Source organism: Vibrio sp. 10N.247.310.23, from assembly GCF_041467155.1.
Lineage (GTDB): Bacteria > Pseudomonadota > Gammaproteobacteria > Enterobacterales > Vibrionaceae > Vibrio > Vibrio crassostreae_C.
In genome coordinates, this window is sequence record NZ_JBFSTZ010000023.1 from 38295 (window position 1) to 53550 (window position 15256).

The 15256-nt window shown below is 45.0% G+C and carries 12 protein-coding genes and 1 pseudogene; 6 read left to right on the forward strand and 7 right to left on the reverse strand.

What is annotated here, in order from left to right; genetic code table 11:
* Window positions 1-219 precede the first annotated feature (219 nt).
* The gene (locus tag AB6D93_RS17040; protein ID WP_017060027.1) at window positions 220-1245 is read right to left on the reverse strand and encodes a GGDEF domain-containing protein; all 1026 of its coding nucleotides are present in this window, start codon (window positions 1243-1245) and stop codon (window positions 220-222) included.
* Window positions 1246-1254: 9 nt separating this feature from the next.
* Complete coding sequence (locus tag AB6D93_RS17045; protein WP_017060028.1) at window positions 1255-1710, reverse strand: hypothetical protein; 456 nt, start codon at window positions 1708-1710, stop codon at window positions 1255-1257.
* 462 nt (window positions 1711-2172) lie between these two features.
* Here AB6D93_RS17045 and AB6D93_RS17050 point away from each other — a divergent pair, with 462 nt between their 5' ends.
* From AB6D93_RS17050 to AB6D93_RS17075, 6 genes are all read left to right on the forward strand, one after another.
* Window positions 2173-2547, forward strand: coding sequence for a cytochrome c (locus AB6D93_RS17050; RefSeq protein WP_029235248.1), 375 nt, complete (start codon window positions 2173-2175; stop codon window positions 2545-2547).
* A 37-nt stretch (window positions 2548-2584) separates the two neighbouring features.
* On the forward strand, window positions 2585-4009 hold the full coding sequence (gene ccoN / locus AB6D93_RS17055) for a cytochrome-c oxidase, cbb3-type subunit I (protein ID WP_017066459.1): 1425 nt from the start codon (window positions 2585-2587) through the stop codon (window positions 4007-4009).
* Window positions 4010-4624: a cbb3-type cytochrome c oxidase subunit II gene (locus AB6D93_RS17060; RefSeq protein ID WP_017064719.1), complete on the forward strand. Its 615-nt coding sequence runs from the start codon at window positions 4010-4012 to the stop codon at window positions 4622-4624. It abuts the gene before it with no gap.
* Window positions 4621-6777 (forward strand): cytochrome c, encoded by a 2157-nt coding sequence (locus AB6D93_RS17065; protein ID WP_102332877.1) that lies wholly within the window; start codon window positions 4621-4623, stop codon window positions 6775-6777. Before AB6D93_RS17060 ends, AB6D93_RS17065 begins: the two co-directional genes overlap by 4 nt.
* 267 nt (window positions 6778-7044) lie before the next feature.
* Window positions 7045-7272, forward strand: a complete 228-nt coding sequence (locus AB6D93_RS17070) for a PAS factor family protein (protein WP_102332878.1) — start codon at window positions 7045-7047, stop codon at window positions 7270-7272.
* Between the two features lie 282 nt (window positions 7273-7554).
* Window positions 7555-7737, forward strand: a complete 183-nt coding sequence (locus tag AB6D93_RS17075) for a hypothetical protein (protein ID WP_004730424.1) — start codon at window positions 7555-7557, stop codon at window positions 7735-7737.
* Between the two features lie 168 nt (window positions 7738-7905).
* On the opposite strand, the gene AB6D93_RS17080 is transcribed toward AB6D93_RS17075, so the two are convergent.
* The 5 genes and pseudogenes from AB6D93_RS17080 to AB6D93_RS17100 all read right to left on the reverse strand — a co-directional run bounded on the left by AB6D93_RS17080 (window position 7906) and on the right by AB6D93_RS17100 (window position 15175).
* Window positions 7906-9198, reverse strand: a complete 1293-nt coding sequence (locus AB6D93_RS17080) for an alpha/beta fold hydrolase (protein ID WP_102332879.1) — start codon at window positions 9196-9198, stop codon at window positions 7906-7908.
* Window positions 9199-9594: 396 nt separating this feature from the next.
* Window positions 9595-10332 carry a DUF3726 domain-containing protein gene (locus AB6D93_RS17085; RefSeq protein WP_017064722.1) on the reverse strand — a complete coding sequence of 246 codons (738 nt, stop codon included), beginning with the start codon at window positions 10330-10332 and terminating at the stop codon, window positions 9595-9597.
* Window positions 10329-12130: pseudogene (locus AB6D93_RS17090) on the reverse strand (hypothetical protein). The gene AB6D93_RS17085 and the pseudogene AB6D93_RS17090 overlap by 4 nt, the downstream one beginning before the upstream one ends.
* A 223-nt stretch (window positions 12131-12353) precedes the next feature.
* Complete coding sequence (locus tag AB6D93_RS17095; RefSeq protein WP_048660322.1) at window positions 12354-13949, reverse strand: BCCT family transporter; 1596 nt, start codon at window positions 13947-13949, stop codon at window positions 12354-12356.
* A 230-nt stretch (window positions 13950-14179) separates the two neighbouring features.
* Window positions 14180-15175 carry a membrane dipeptidase gene (locus AB6D93_RS17100; protein ID WP_017060833.1) on the reverse strand — a complete coding sequence of 332 codons (996 nt, stop codon included), beginning with the start codon at window positions 15173-15175 and terminating at the stop codon, window positions 14180-14182.
* Window positions 15176-15256: the final 81 nt, after the last annotated feature.

Below are 15256 nucleotides of genomic sequence, written 5' to 3' on the forward strand. Positions count from 1 at the left end.
AACCTAAACCTCAAAGCCTCTCTTCCTATTCAAGCGCGGAAAGCCACTATAGCTATAACTAGTAGTAGAACTATCTTCATCAGAGCAGGAGCTCTCTATTGGCTGCACATTGAATGAGGAGGCAAATAAAGAATGGCAAAAGCCATGATAGTGAAGCGGGAAAATGGTGAGCGTACAGTCAACAAAACCTAATGATCTAACTTATCGCTGATGCGGGGATTAACTCTGCATCGTCGTTAGTAGCTCCATCATATCTTTAGAGCTGATGTTCTTCTTATGCCTGACTACAGCGTCAATCATCAATTCTAAATTCCCCGCAGAGATATAATCCTTAAGCACGTCATTGAATTTTTCCTGTATCTCATCACTTGTGTACAATTGCTCAGGAATGAAGAATAGAAACTGACTGCCACTACTACGAAACGAGATAGTACTTTCCGGTACCTTTGCCGTCAGGGACTTAGCAGCTGAACTCACCACCAAGTCTCCATATTCAAGTCCATACTTTTGGTTTATCTCACTAAGGTTTCTGATTCTTACAAAGTAAAGGTCGAAATTACCGTTTGTTGGATAGCTGTTCTTAACAAACTGCATGAGCGAGACTCGATTGCGAAAGCCAGTAATGAAGTCGGTAGAATGAAGTTTTCGTTTGATTGCAAAGTCGACGTAAAAAATCGCTCCTGTCACAAGCAGTAGCAACACCAGAAATACGCTGCTTATCTGATGCATCATCACCAACTTGTCGACCATTGTGGTGTTTTCTTCAATAACCGGGCTTTGAAGTCGAAACTTTTCGTTAATAAATTCGACCAGCGTGTTGTAACAAATATCAATTTTCTTCTGCAGTGATTCCTTAGGCAAAGCGCCTTGATTCACCAACTTAATTGAGGATTCTAGCGACTTAAATTTCTCAAACTCTCCGGTGAAATAAGGTTTGAAGTTGGCAGATTTAATGAAGTTAGAAGATTCGGTACTGTTGATCAGAATATCAAAGCGGCTCCACGTAATATCATAGGCTAACCACAAATCGTCGTAATTGAGATTATCCGAACGGCTCACCATCAAGAAATTCGCGTATTCCTTTACCAATTGGAAAACAAACCATGTTGCCTCATTTTGGCGATTAGAAAAGCTCTTGTTGATGTCATTAATTCGAGTAACGCTGTAGATATTGACGGATAGAACAACCACGGCCAAAGACAAAACAACGACTTTGATTGCGGCCATAGACAACAGCTTCTTCATAATTAGCCTCTACAGGTGAATATCACGAATCTGCCAAATCATCTTGGCATGGAAATCAGGGGTATTAGTCTCAGGATTCGCAGAGAGTGGGTAAATCAACCAAAACGGGCCTTTCTCTCTCACAGACATAAACTCCCCATTCTTTTTAATCGCAATGATGGGTTCATAGGTATCAAAATCTTCTTTGGGCACGGCAATTTTATAGTCATTCAATGCCACAAAAGTAACTTGTGATGATATCGGTAAATCCATATTTCCAAGCACCGTTTGTAACGTCACACCACTATAAACGGTCAGACCCTCGACCCAAGGCAAGGTGGTAGTAATTTCTTTTTGAGGAAGTGACAGGAGTTGCTCTCTACTAAAACCATGCTTTTGCCCGGAGTGGTCGAAAACCGTTAACTCTGAGGCTGCAAAAATCGAAAACGAGCAAAGCCAAAGCATCAACAAGAATACAGTTCTCATTCTAAACTCCATTTAAAAAGGTCACTAATTTGAGTCTAGTATAAATTGACCATTTAACTTGTACCGATACCACTCAGATTGATTGGTATCGCTTTATCCCTAATGCCCCTACACCTCGCTGTTTTTCAATAACTTCGCCGTTTCTCTGTCTCTTCCATCACCGCTCTCGCTCAGCACTCCCTACCCGCTTGACGTATTCCTTCTCAACCGTCTAGTAACAAAAACTCGTATTTTACTCTGCGTAAGTAAACCAATAAGCCCTATGAATACGTATGAAACAACAAAATTAACAATAAATATGAGTAATTCAGTAGCGAGAATGCTGGTTGCTGCATAACCTTTAATCGAACGTAAGCAGCTTTAAGAGACTTAATAACGAGTTCCAGTCGTTTCTACTTCACCAGTTGATCTCGTGTATTGATCTTAGAAAGCTTACTCATTTCATAATCAAGGGAATCGAGAATGAGTTTGAATATAAAAAAATTTAACCCCATGGCGACACTTTCTACCCTAGTAATGACGCTGGTCATGTTTCCTGTTTCTGCTGAAGTTAATCAAGAACAATTCGAATTAGGTAAACAAAAAGCTAAAGTGTGTATGACCTGTCATGGCGCTGATGGCATCTCAACACAAGATCCCTACCCGAACCTTCGCGGTCAAAAAGTGGGTTATCTCATCTCTTCATTGAAAGATTACCAGACTCGAGAAAGAACCAGTGGCTTAGCGATTCTCATGCAACAACAAGCCGACACGCTCTCAGACCAAGACATCCGTGACATTTCCTATTTCTATTCTGTGCTCGGCAACGAAGCAGGCTCGCTCAGCGATTCAAATTAAGTCAGCGATTCAAAACCTCTAGGCAAGGAGCCTTGTTATGGAACAAGTGACAACGCAATACAGCATTAAGGTCGTGAAGTACTTCATCATTGCATCCTTAGTGTGGGCGATTGTAGGTATGATCATCGGCGTGATTCTCGCCGCGCAATTATATTGGCCAGTCTTAAACTTTGATTCTCAGTATTTCCAATTTGGTCGACTGCGTCCGCTACATACCTCTGGAGTAATTTACGGCTTCGTCGTGAATATCTTGATGGGGACGTCTTTATACATTGCCCAGCGAACAGGCCATTGTGACTTGTTCAACAAAAGCCTTTCATGGATGGTATTTTGGGGCTGGCAATTCATCCTGTTACTTGCGGTCATTTCCTTACCCGCAGGCCACACTACCTCAAAAGAGTATGCGGAGCTTGAATGGCCAATCGACTTGATGATTGTGTTGGTTTGGGTGCTGTACGCGGTGTTGTTCTTTGGCACCCTTGCTAAACGAAAGGTCAGCCATATCTTTGTGGCTAACTGGTTCTTTGCTGCATTCATTATCGTCGTTGCAATGATTTTCATCGTGAACAACCTCGCGATGCCTGTGTTGGCGATGAAGTCCTACTCTGTGTTTGCAGGCGCTCAAGATGCGATTGTTCAATGGTGGTGGGGACATAATGCCGTCGGTTTCTTGCTGACCGCTGGTGTGATTGGTATGAACTACTATTTCATACCCAAAGCGGCGGATCGACCTATCTACTCGTACCGTTTGTCTGTGATCCATTTCTGGGGCTTGGTCGGCTTTTACACGTGGGCCGGAACGCACCATTTGGTTTATTCTTCTGTTCCCATCTGGATTCAGAACATCGGCATCGTTATGTCTTTGATCCTGTGGCTCCCTTCTTGGGCAGGCGCGTTCAATAGCGCAATGACCCTCCTACAAAATAAAGAAAAGCTGAAGTCCGACTACGTTCTTTTATTCTTTTTCTCAGCGATTCTTTACTACTGCTTGGCAACATTCGAAGGTCCGCTACTCGCTATTCGCTGGTTCAACATGGTGGCACACAACACCGAATGGATCATCGGGCACGTACATTCCGCGGCTCTCGGATGGGTTGGGATGTCAGGGATAGCGGTTTTTTACTACTTCATTCCACGCTTATGGGGCCAAACCGATCTATGGTCACGACGACTGATTAAATGGCACTTTTGGCTTGCTCATGCTGGCGTCGCCATCTATGCAATAGCACTTTGGATCGCAGGCATCGGCGAGGGATATATGTGGCTCGCTCAAAATGAAAATGGCGAACTGATTTACAGTTTTGTAGAAGCTATGGACTTTAAAGCACCTTGGCTATTCATGCGTTTCTTTGGTGGCGCGCTGTTTGTACTTGGATTGTTCTTAATGGCTTTCAACTTGTACAAAACGGTTCGTATGCCCGTAACAAATGATGCTAAACACACTGTTAATGAAGGAGCTTAAATGATGAGTAAAGACTTTACACATTCAATCGTCATTTTAATTTTGACCACTGTTGTCGTGGCCTCCTTCTCTTTATTGGTCTGGGTAGTGCCAAGCATTGTCCGTGGCGATGATATTGCCAAAGGCAGCTTAGCGATGCCTCTCACACCGATTGAGTTAGCAGGCCGAGACATATACATCAGTGAAGGCTGCCATGTTTGTCACACACAAATGGTTCGCCCTCTAGAGCCAGAAGTGAAGCGTAATGGTCGCCCGAACCAAGAAGCAGACGATATCTATGAGTTTCCTAACTTGTGGGGCTCTAAACGTACTGGTCCTGACCTCACTAACTTAGGTAGAAAGTATTCTGACCAATGGCATGCTATTCACTTAATTGACCCTCGAAAAGTCGTACCGACCTCGATCATGCCCTCTTACCCGTGGCTATTTGAGCAGACTCTGACTGGCGATGATATTAGCGCCAAAATGGAAGTGTTACGTACCTTAGGTGTGCCTTATACCGATCAAGAAATTGGTGATGCCCGTTTGCAAGTAAGAGGCAAAACCAAAGGTGAAGCTCTGATTCGCTATTTACAAAGCCTGGGTAAAGATACGTCACAGGAGGTATCACAATGAGCACATTCTGGAATCTATGGGCGGTACTCTTAACCTTAATATTCTTTGTTCTGATGGTGTCTGTTGTCGTTAAATACTGGCGTAGCAATCACAAGGCCGATCACGACCACACCATTGGCACCTTTGATGGTATTGAAGAGAAAGATGCGCCTCCACCTAAGCTGTTATTTATCAGTTATGCAGTGGCATTTCTTTTGTCTGCGGGTTATTTGGCGCTCTACCCCGGGCTTGGAGAATGGGAAGGCTTAGTCGATTGGGAACAAAGCGACGATAAGCTCAGTTCACCATCCACCACTCTCAATGAGCAATTTGCACAAACCAGCGAAACCACGTTAGAGGGATTAGCTGCTGTCCCAGAGATCGTGAACAGCGGTAGGATTCTATTCCAAACTCACTGTGCCGCTTGTCACCGAGATAATGCACAAGGTCAGAAACACTTCCCTAATCTTATCGACCAAGAATGGTTATACGGCGGCAGTGATGAAGCTGTGATCCATTCGATTGCCAAAGGACGAAATGGAGCGATGCCGGGTTGGAGTGAAATCATGCGCCCAGACGAGGTGGCAAAAGTCTCCTACTATCTAGCCTCCCTCAACCAACGTCATACCGATGTGCCGGAGATTAAAGTCGAGCTCGGTAAAACCTTGTTCGTCCAATACTGTTCGTCTTGTCATGCCGATGGTGCTGTCGCTAACCCAGCGATTGGCGTACCTGATCTTTCCGATGATATCTGGCTTCACGGAGGGAGTATTGAAGAGATTCAGCACACCATCAATTACGGTTTGAACAACCTAATGCCTGCGTTTGATGAGCAGCTCAGTGAGAACGAGATACTCGCGCTTGGGGCTTATATCCGACACGCTGGTGACGTAGAGCAACAACGGCTCGCGAGTTTGAAAGCATCATCTGTTGAGCGCGGAGAATATCTCGCTTATGCCGGTGACTGTGTGGCTTGTCATAGTGCAGAAGGTGGCGAACCCTTTGCTGGAGGCCTACCGTTTGTGACCCCTTTCGGTACCGTGTATTCAACCAACATAACGCCACACACCACCGAAGGGATCGGGACTTATGACTTCGACGATTTCCGAGCTGCGTTAGTTGCAGGTAAAGGTAAGAATGGTTACCTGTACCCTGCAATGCCCTACACCTCTTATCAATACCTCACCGACCAAGACATGGTCGATTTGTGGGAATACATGCAGTCAATCACTGCCGTGCCACGACGCAATGATGACAACAGCATGATGTTTCCATCCAATATTCGCTTAGGTTTGCTTGGCTGGAACATCGTATTTATGGATACAGACCCTATTGATTATGAAGTACCAGAAGAGCTCAAAGGAGAAATTGAGGATGTCGATAAGTGGCAACAAGGCAAATATTGGGTCGCAGGACTTGGTCACTGTTCGGAGTGCCATACACCTCGAAATATTGCCCAAGCACTGATACCAGAACGTATTTTCCAAGGTAACTTGATCGACGGTTGGAACGCGCCTGATATTACAGCCAATGAGCTCTATATCGATGGTTGGGATGAAGCAACACTCACAGACTTTTTACACACAGGACATTCAGACAAAGGCACCGCTTTTGCGGGTATGGCTGATGTAGTGAAAAACAGCCTAAGCTTGATGACGCGTGAAGATATTGAGTCGATGTCCTATTACCTACTCAGTGGGGACATCAACAACACCATTGCCAGTGATGCCGTTCAGTTACAGCCTAAAGGGTTTGATGAAGCTGCGTATGCCAGTGAAATCTACACCACGTATCGTCAAACCTGTGGGGCCTGTCATGGTGACGATGGTAAAGGTCGCGATCCAATCGCCCCTACTCTGTTGAACAACGGTATTATCATGCACAGCGACCCATTCAATACCATTGCGGTAACGGTGCGCGGCTTGCAACCCACCTATCTCGACAAAGACAGAAATTTCATGCCAATGGCAAGTTTTGAGGATGTACTGTCGGATCAACGCTTAGCTGAGTTAATCACGTTTGTGCGTTTAAACCTTGGCGACAGAAATGAACCGGTCACGGCTGAGCATGTTCGAGAGGTAAGAGAAACACTTGAAGCAGCAGGCTATGCAGGTGGATTACACACCACACCTGAAATGTACGAAAATCGAGATAAGAACATTAACATACGATAGGCGCTGTAGCTGTGCGTAGCCGATTGGCCCAACAAGCAGCGAACAGCACGTAACTTTTATGTTTGCCTAACAAGCCAAAAGGAGACCACTGTGTCTCCTTTTCTTTTGCCCAAACCCAAGTTTTCGATACTTTGCCGTACAACACAATTGTAACTAACTGATTACACAATTAAGCAGAGCTGCACATAATGCGATCAATCTCGCAGAACAAAAATGACACCAAGTGCATAATATGCAAAATTTTCTAAAGATGTACTAAGGACAGTTATGGATATAACTACACTCATCTACGATACGTTGGAAGGCCTGTCGAGCGCAAAGCCTCAGCAACACGCTCAAATCCGCCAAAATCTATATAACCAATTAGATTTATCATTTGAGAAGCAGTTGGCTTTGTATTCATCAGTTCTTGGTCCAGCAAGTGCTGGTAGATTGACCGATTTGGATAGTGCAGTGATGTCTGCACGCAAGATTGTTGGCTTAGAAAACAGCTAAGCAATCTTCAACCTATCTCAACTTTAACGCTGCCATTGTGCAGCGTTTTTTTATGGACGCTATTTACGATAAGTAAGGTTGGTTACGATAAATGCTGTTAGTTGCGATAAATACGGTTAGTTGCGATAAACGCGGTTAAGAAGATAAGTGCAGTTGGGTCTGTTTTTCAAGTTACACGCATTCTCATTTGGTTAATCTTATGTTCCATTTTTAACAGGTGTGTAACCACAATAATGGCGCTAATGTTAGTAGCACGTTAACCACACATCGGATGGAAGAATCATGAGAGTACTTATTGAATATACACAGACAGGCAAATACCGTGATCATGCGTGGGAAGCATTAACGATTCGTTCAAAAGGCGAAATTCAAGCTGTGACTCCCTCTTATGCGGCTCAGCTTATCGAACAAAACCGCGCCAGCTTATCGACCACTGAAAATCAAGATATCGTCATCCAACCTTAATGGCTTTAAGGGCTACCCCTCCTAGTTCCTTAAATCTAATAGTTCGATGACATAAAAAAACGCTGCACGGATGCAGCGTTTTCTTGTTTCTGGCGTGCCTTGTCTCTAACGTAAAGAGCTTCTAACTTAGATAGCTTCTAACCTAGATAACCTACACAGAGAATTGGATTATTTTGGCAAGTTTTCTAATGCATCAACCATCGTCATTAGCTTATCGACGATTCGCTCACCATCCACTCTCAAACCGTTGTGCTCATACTCGTTGGTAATCCACGCTTTCGAGTTTGGAATATTAGCCAGTGTTTCGCGGCTGTAATCCAGTTCTACGTACATGTCGTCTGCGTAAACGGCACACGCCATCGGAACCGTATTCTTGCTCAACTGCTCTGCATTGTACAAAGTACCCCAATCCGATTTCTCAGCTAATAGATTGGCGGCTTCACGCAATGGCTTCAACGTTTCTAGTTGGTCGAACATCCATGGGTAGACCATTTCTCCGGTAAACCAGAACTCACTACCCGATTGGTAGTTGAAGTGTGGGTACTGCTCACGAACACGATGTGCAGACCAGTTAGACGCTGTACCTTGACAGTAAATCGATTCATGCAAGATTGCGTAAATTGGGTTAGTTAAGTAACCCTGCTCTTGCTGCATTTGATTTAGGAAGCTGTAGCTCAGCTGTCTGTTACCGTTCACTTCAACAAACGCACTCTCCAGTGTGAAATACATTGGAAGGTTTGCTTCGCCGCCACCAAGATTAATACCTATTAGCTGGAACTGTTCAACTGTGAACACCTGACCGTTTGGCAGTCTCACATCGTTGTTGAGCAGGTAATCAGAGATCTCGCGACACATAGCTTGTGCTTGTGGGAACTGAGCAAAGAAAGCTCTGTTTTTGTCTTCTACACGCTTGTAAGTCGCACGATAAACATCGTCAGCTTCTCGTTCAATAGAAGGAATGCCGCCCGTCACATAACAACGCTGCAAGCTCTGTGGGAACAGTGACAAATAGCTCAGTGTACAGAAGCCACCAAAGCTTTGACCAATCGTCGACCATTGCTTAATACCAAACTGTTCACGAATCGCTTCAGCGTCACGAACGATGTTATCCGCTCTGAAATGCGTTAAGTATTCGACTTGTTGTTCTGGAGACAAATGCGCCAAAGTTTCATGGCTGATAACCGTGCTGTTGCCAGTACCACGTTGGTCTAGAAGCAGAACACGGTAGTTTTGTAATGCACGCTTTAGCCAACCCGATTGACCACTCACCCGTGGAGAAGGAAAACCTGGGCCGCCTTGAAAGTAGATCAACCACGGCAGCTCTTGCTCATCTTTAGCGAGATCAACCAGCTCACGTGCGAAGACTTGGATCTGTTGTCCATCTTTGGCTTGATAATCAAGTGGCAACTCGAAAGAGTGCTGACGGTACAGGGTGGTTCCATCAATAAAGTTAGCTTGCACGCTTCATTCCTTTTTATCTGATTCTAAAGTCATTGGTACGAATAAAAATGGCACCCTTTGGCACCGTAGTTAGCAAGATACGCATACTAGCTTGTAAATGAAACCGTTTGTTGAACCTGAATGTGAAGGTACTTCATTAAATCGCCAAATTAGCTTTATACGCGTAACAACTTGTGTCAAAACAGAGAGTTTAAGATGTGATCTATTGAGAAGAAGAACAAAAGTGGGACACAAATAAAAAGAGCTTAACGAGGTGAGGATACGTTAAGCTCTTTGGTTTTATCTGTTGTAAATGAGGTTTTTAGGTTGAACAAGCTCAGGCTTTATAGGTTTAGTTTCTATAAGCCAAAGATCTATAAACTGAGCTTCTGTAACTTATAGCTCTATAAAACAAAGCTAAGAAGCCTCGAGCTCACCTGCACCTTGAATTGAACGTTGGCTGTTTTCAACAAGGATAGCCGTCGCCGTTTCTTTCAACGCGCCCCACTCTCCATCGTCAACTTCAATGCCCTCGTTCCACGCCTTCTCTTGAGTTTTAAAAAGCGCTTCCGATTCAATGTGTGTTTGGTAGCCATCTGACAAACGTTCGATATCGAAATCCTGGACGGAAAGCTCGATGGTCATATTGTGGATATGATCGTCCGATGCCAGAGGCAAATCTGATAAAAACAGTTCTGGTGCAACGCAACCACGGTTAAGCACATACAAGGTGCTCTTAGGATTTGAGCCATTATCCCAACGTGCGGTACATGCGATGCCTTTCGCTGCCAGTTTTACAAGCTCACTGTACGCTAACCAACGGTTATGGCAGTTGTTTAGCTCGATTTTCAGCGTCTTTTTACCGACCATTTTTTCAATGGCGTAATCCATCACCACAGGAAGATGACACGCTAAGCTCGCCTTGTGCAGGTCCACTTCAACTGTGTTGTCGCTTGTCACTTGGATGTCTACAGGGCAATCGTCTTCTAGCCCCATAAAGTTGCTCGCATTGTTAAAATGACGAACACCATCCAAGCCAACCATTTGTAAATCTGCCACCATGTTCGCTATCACATCGGCTTCACCACATGTACGACGCATACCCAGAAAGGCTTTATTAACGGCCGCGACCAATTCATTGTGAGAAACGATCATAGCGATTTACCTCCATGTTGAGCATTGATATGTGTAGGAACGTTATGAGAGCCAGCAAGCTCCGCTTCACTTGGTAAGACTGGGAACACCCACTCGTCTTGATGAATTTCGTCAAGCAGCGGTGCGCCTTGGAAGAAGGTCACGCGAACCCAACGATCTGAGCGAGGATCAAACTTAGTAGCACCAAACATAGCTAGCTTGCAACGTAACAGATGCATCGGCAGCGACTCTTTATGAAGCACGTTCATTTGAATGTCGCCCATCGCTTTGTTGCCAAGCGTCCATACACGACGTGCTATCGCACGATGTTGCGGTTGTTTTACCAAGAACTCTGCTAGAGAAAGCTCTGGTGTGAACTGTAATAAGGAGTGGTACAGACGGTAAGCTTGACGACCAATATCTAATGGCAGCTCACGCTCTTCACCAATTTCTTCTCCTCGAACACCGAGCCTTGGCTCTTCTTTGTCCTGAGAGCGATACCAGAACCAGTAGTTGTTATCTGCTTTCGTAAAGTCGGTGGTGATTGCCCAACGGTACTTTTCTTCTAACACAACCAATAGGTCTTGGATCTTTTTGCCACTAGGAAGCGAGAGTGTTTCGCTACAATTCATATGCTCTTGATGGGCGTCCACTAATTCTGGGTACAATTCCATCAAGCATGAGATAAGGATTTCTTGGGCTTCCATACTCATGTGCTTAGATTGTTCAACTAACTGCGCCCATGTATCGCAATGGTTTACAGAAGCTTCTAGTGACTGTTCTGCGTGTTTTAACTCATCAACAGCGGTTTTGTTCAACTCTTGCTGGTTTTCATTGATGGTAACAACTTGTTCTAAATGACACACAGCTTTGTTCATCAAAGCGCGTAACGGTTCAATCAGTGCTGTATCCGTGTGACTAGCTAACACGTCAGCCAATGCATGCTCACGTGTTGTCATCCACTGATCGACAATACTCGGGTGGTTAATAAGGTATGGCGCCATGCCTAAACCAGTCGCATTACCAACACCAAGGTAACGCTGTAATCCTCTATGCAAGGTAATCGCTTGTTCACCGCCCTGTTGCTCGGCTAGGTAATGAACCCAATCTAGGCTGAACTCACGCAGCATATAAACCGCACACATTTGCGCACTAAACGACTGATTAAAATCTTCATTTTTCTCTAAGATTTTAAAGTCAGCAATGCCAAATTTGCCATTACCGTATACCGCTGTCGTTCGCAGGATGTAACCCACTTCAGCCAGCTCTTTTGGCGTTGGTTGAACACCTTTAGCCAAGTGACTCACGATGTGTTCAAACACACGTACACTTTTGTTTGCACGCGCCAACACAAGCACGTTATTTGGATTACGGCCTGCTTCTTGAAGCGGTACGTTCGCACGAAGTCTTTCAAGTAGGGCGACATCAACATCACCAAGAACAAGCGCAAACGTTACGTCCCACTTTTCAGCAATTACACGGTCATTTCGTTCGTCATCTGCAATCTCATCGCAGAAAACAACCAAATGATAAACATGGTTTGGCGTCGCAAGCTTATAGATAACATGACCAAAACCTTGAGCGTCTAATTGCCACTCATGTTTCGTCACTTTCCATTCTTGCTGAGCCATTTTACGAATCAGAGTTCTAACGAAGCTGATACGTGTTTGGTGCATTGCACCTAGCCTTTCCGGTGCCATGACGACAGTCGCGTCACGCAGTGCTGATTCAGTGTAGGTAGAACGATGTGCATCCATTTGCTCACCACCTTATAGTTATAGGATTTTGCTAGCCATTCAGAACCGATCGTTGCCATCATTTGAAGCATTCGTTTTTACAGTGTGTTGGTTAGCTTTCACGTTATTTGGGGCAAGCGAGCTCGCCCCTTATTATTTTGTCCTGACTAGATCGATTGACCTAAATACGTGCCGCCCGATGTATCTTCACCAGTACGGTTTTTTGTTCCTTTCGGAATTTTGCATCAGCCTTCTTTCAAAGGCTGATTTGTTCTTATTTAATCAGTTTCTTACAGAGCCTTATTATTACAGCCCCTGCTCTTTTGCCATCTTGATTGCGATTTGAGGCGCGTTCCAAAGTGATGGCAGCAAGATTAAGGAAACCGGTACCGCGGTGATAACAATGAAGGATTGCAGCGCTGAAATACCGCCAGAACCTAGGGAAATCAGAATTAACGCTGTTACCCCCATCATCACACCCCAGAAGGTACGAATAATTGCATTGGGTTCTGTCTCACCACTGATAACTACACTGATGGTGTAAGTCATTGAGTCACCAGTCGTTACGATGAAGATCGTTGTTAAGATCAAGAACAAAATAGATATCAGCATTGGCATTGGTAATTGCTGAGTCACAGCTAGTAGTGCGCCTGGTAAGTTAAAGCCTTCAAATGCCTTACTTACGCTACCCGGATCTGCGATTTCGAAAGCAAGACCAGAGCCACCAACAATCGTGAACCAGAAGCAAGTAACAAACGGTGCGATAAGGCTAATGGTTGATACCAATTGGCGAATACTACGACCGCGTGAGATACGAGCGATGAAGATTGCCATCATTGGGCCGTAACCTAGAAACCAGCCCCAGAAGAATACTGTCCACCAGCTCAACCAACCTTCGTCACCACGGTAAGTCGCCATTGGGATGAAGTTATCAATCATGCTGCCTACACCTTGAATGTAGCCATTGAAGATAAAGTTCGTTGGACCAAAGATCAGGATGTAGACCATCAATGCCATTGCCAAAATTACGTTGTACCGGCTTAGCATTTGCATCCCGCGGTTAAGACCACTTAATGCCGATAATGTGTATAAAACGATTGCGAACAGAATGATGATTAGCTGTGTTGTGAAACCATCTGGAATATCAAACAGTGCGTTCAGTGCGTAGCTGACTTGCAAGCCTAAGAAGCCGATAGGACCGATAGTGCCCGCCGCTACTGCGACAATACAACATGCATCAATCAATGCGCCTGTGTGGCCTTTCAGTGCACGCTCACCCAATACTGGGTAAAGCAAAATACGAGGTTTAAGCGGCAAGCCTTTGTCGTAGTGAAGGTGCATAACCACGATAGACGTTAAGCTGCCGACGATAGCCCATGCTAAGAAACCCCAGTGCATGAAGGATTGCGATAACGCATTCACCGCGCCTTGCTGTGCGTTTTCTTGTGCGCCGTACAATGGTGGTGGGCTAACGTAGTGAGCAATAGGCTCTGCTGCTGCCCAAAATACGCCGCCGCCTGCCAGTAGCGTACAGAAGATGATCGCCATCCAACGGAAACCATCCATTTCAGGTTTAGCGATGCCGCCTAGGATAACCTTGCCTGTTCGCCCTGCCGCAAGGCCAAGACCAATAAGAAAAGTCAGAAGAAGAAGCATTTGCCAGTAAGGACCGAATACTTTAACAGACCATGCAAAGCCAGCGTTTACTAGGCTTGATAACAGCTCGCCATCAAATAGAGCAAGTGCCACGAACAGAGCGATAAAGCCGCCGCTGTACCAAAGTGCTGGGTTGGATAGACCTAATTTATCTGATGTAGACTCAGACCCGTTTGTGTTGCTTGTTGTGTGTGCTTGACCCGCATTTAAGCTTGAAGATTTCACGCTATTGGTTAAATCAGACATACTCTGACTCCAGAGGTTTCTTTGCAGCTGTCATTTGAATGATGACTACAAGGGTGTATTTAACACCTGCCCTATTGTTTTTTGTGTTGGGCAGGCTAATCCATGTTTGGGTTATCGCGTTGCGAAATAGACCGTTGTTCCTTTTGAATAGTGAAATTGGTTTAAGCAGCACTTGCTAATTGAACGTTTGTTAGAAGGCTGCTAATTCGATGATGGCTTGCGAGAAATCGTTAACCCTTGGTTTGAGGCTCTAGGCCATCTTTCAAGAAGTTAAACCAGTTTTCTCCCAAGACTTGCCCAGCTTCAGACTCGCTGAAACCATGACGCATCAATCCGTTATAAATATTTTCCATACCCGCACTACCACAGAACCAAGGCAACGCATCTGGCCAACCTGAGTTGTTCGCAGAGCCTTCACCGTAGTCCATAGCTTTAGACCAACGACCATTTCTCATCCACTCAAGAACGGCTTGAGGTTGGTTTAAGCATAGGTCACTGCCAATACCAAGGTGCTCTACGCCGACCATGTCAGCGGTAGTCGCAACCATCTGGCAAAAGTCTTCCAATGTACATTGGCTGCCATTTGGTAGGTGGAATGGGTATAAGCTGAATCCGATTAAGCCACCGCGTGCGGTTAGGGCTTTAATCACATCGTTTGATTTGTTTCGTAATGCATCATGAGCGAACGTCGGGTTCGCGTGACTGATACAAATAGGACGAGAAGACAAGTCAATCGCTTCAAGTGTTGAGCGCTCGGCACTGTGAGACATATCGATGATCATGCCCACTCGGTTCATCTCTTCGATGGCTTGTTTACCAAAGCGAGTAATACCTGTGTCGTTCTTCTCGTAGCAACCCGTCGCCAATAAGCTCTGGTTGTTGTACGTCAGTTGCATGATCAAAAGACCTTGCTTACGCATCACTTCGATAAGACCGATCTCATCGTCGATTGGAGAACAGTTTTGAGCACCAAGGAAAATGCCGACTTTGCCAGTCGCTTTTGCAGTCTCGACATCAGCCATTGAGTGAATCGGCATGATAAGGTCTGCGTTCTGCTCGAATCTTAAATTCCATTCTGCAAAGCGAGATAAGGTTTCACGAGCCGTCTCGTGGTAAACCGCGGTAGCGTGAACTGCTGTAATGCCGCTCGCCTTTAGTGTTTGGAAATATTCTCTGTTCCAATTGCAGTATTGCAATCCATCTATAACAATCCGTTGCTGGTACATAACCACTCCTATTGAAAGCTCAGTGTTCTAGCTCGGTTTTGAAAACACGCTCAAATAACATGTTTTCAAAAATGGGTTAAA

Bases quoted from the DNA above. Each gene is read 5' to 3' on its own strand.
- AB6D93_RS17085 (WP_017064722.1), bottom strand. From the start codon at position 10,332: ATGATCGTTTCTCACAATGAATTGGTCGCGGCCGTTAATAAAGCCTTT.
- ccoN (WP_017066459.1), top strand. From the start codon at position 2,585: ATGGAACAAGTGACAACGCAATACAGCATTAAGGTCGTGAAGTACTTC.
- AB6D93_RS17095 (WP_048660322.1), bottom strand. From the start codon at position 13,949: ATGTCTGATTTAACCAATAGCGTGAAATCTTCAAGCTTAAATGCGGGT.
- AB6D93_RS17075 (WP_004730424.1), top strand. From the start codon at position 7,555: ATGAGAGTACTTATTGAATATACACAGACAGGCAAATACCGTGATCAT.
- AB6D93_RS17040 (WP_017060027.1), bottom strand. From the start codon at position 1,245: ATGAAGAAGCTGTTGTCTATGGCCGCAATCAAAGTCGTTGTTTTGTCT.
- AB6D93_RS17045 (WP_017060028.1), bottom strand. From the start codon at position 1,710: ATGAGAACTGTATTCTTGTTGATGCTTTGGCTTTGCTCGTTTTCGATT.
- AB6D93_RS17100 (WP_017060833.1), bottom strand. From the start codon at position 15,175: ATGTACCAGCAACGGATTGTTATAGATGGATTGCAATACTGCAATTGG.
- AB6D93_RS17070 (WP_102332878.1), top strand. From the start codon at position 7,045: ATGGATATAACTACACTCATCTACGATACGTTGGAAGGCCTGTCGAGC.
- AB6D93_RS17065 (WP_102332877.1), top strand. From the start codon at position 4,621: ATGAGCACATTCTGGAATCTATGGGCGGTACTCTTAACCTTAATATTC.
- AB6D93_RS17060 (WP_017064719.1), top strand. From the start codon at position 4,010: ATGATGAGTAAAGACTTTACACATTCAATCGTCATTTTAATTTTGACC.
- AB6D93_RS17050 (WP_029235248.1), top strand. From the start codon at position 2,173: ATGAGTTTGAATATAAAAAAATTTAACCCCATGGCGACACTTTCTACC.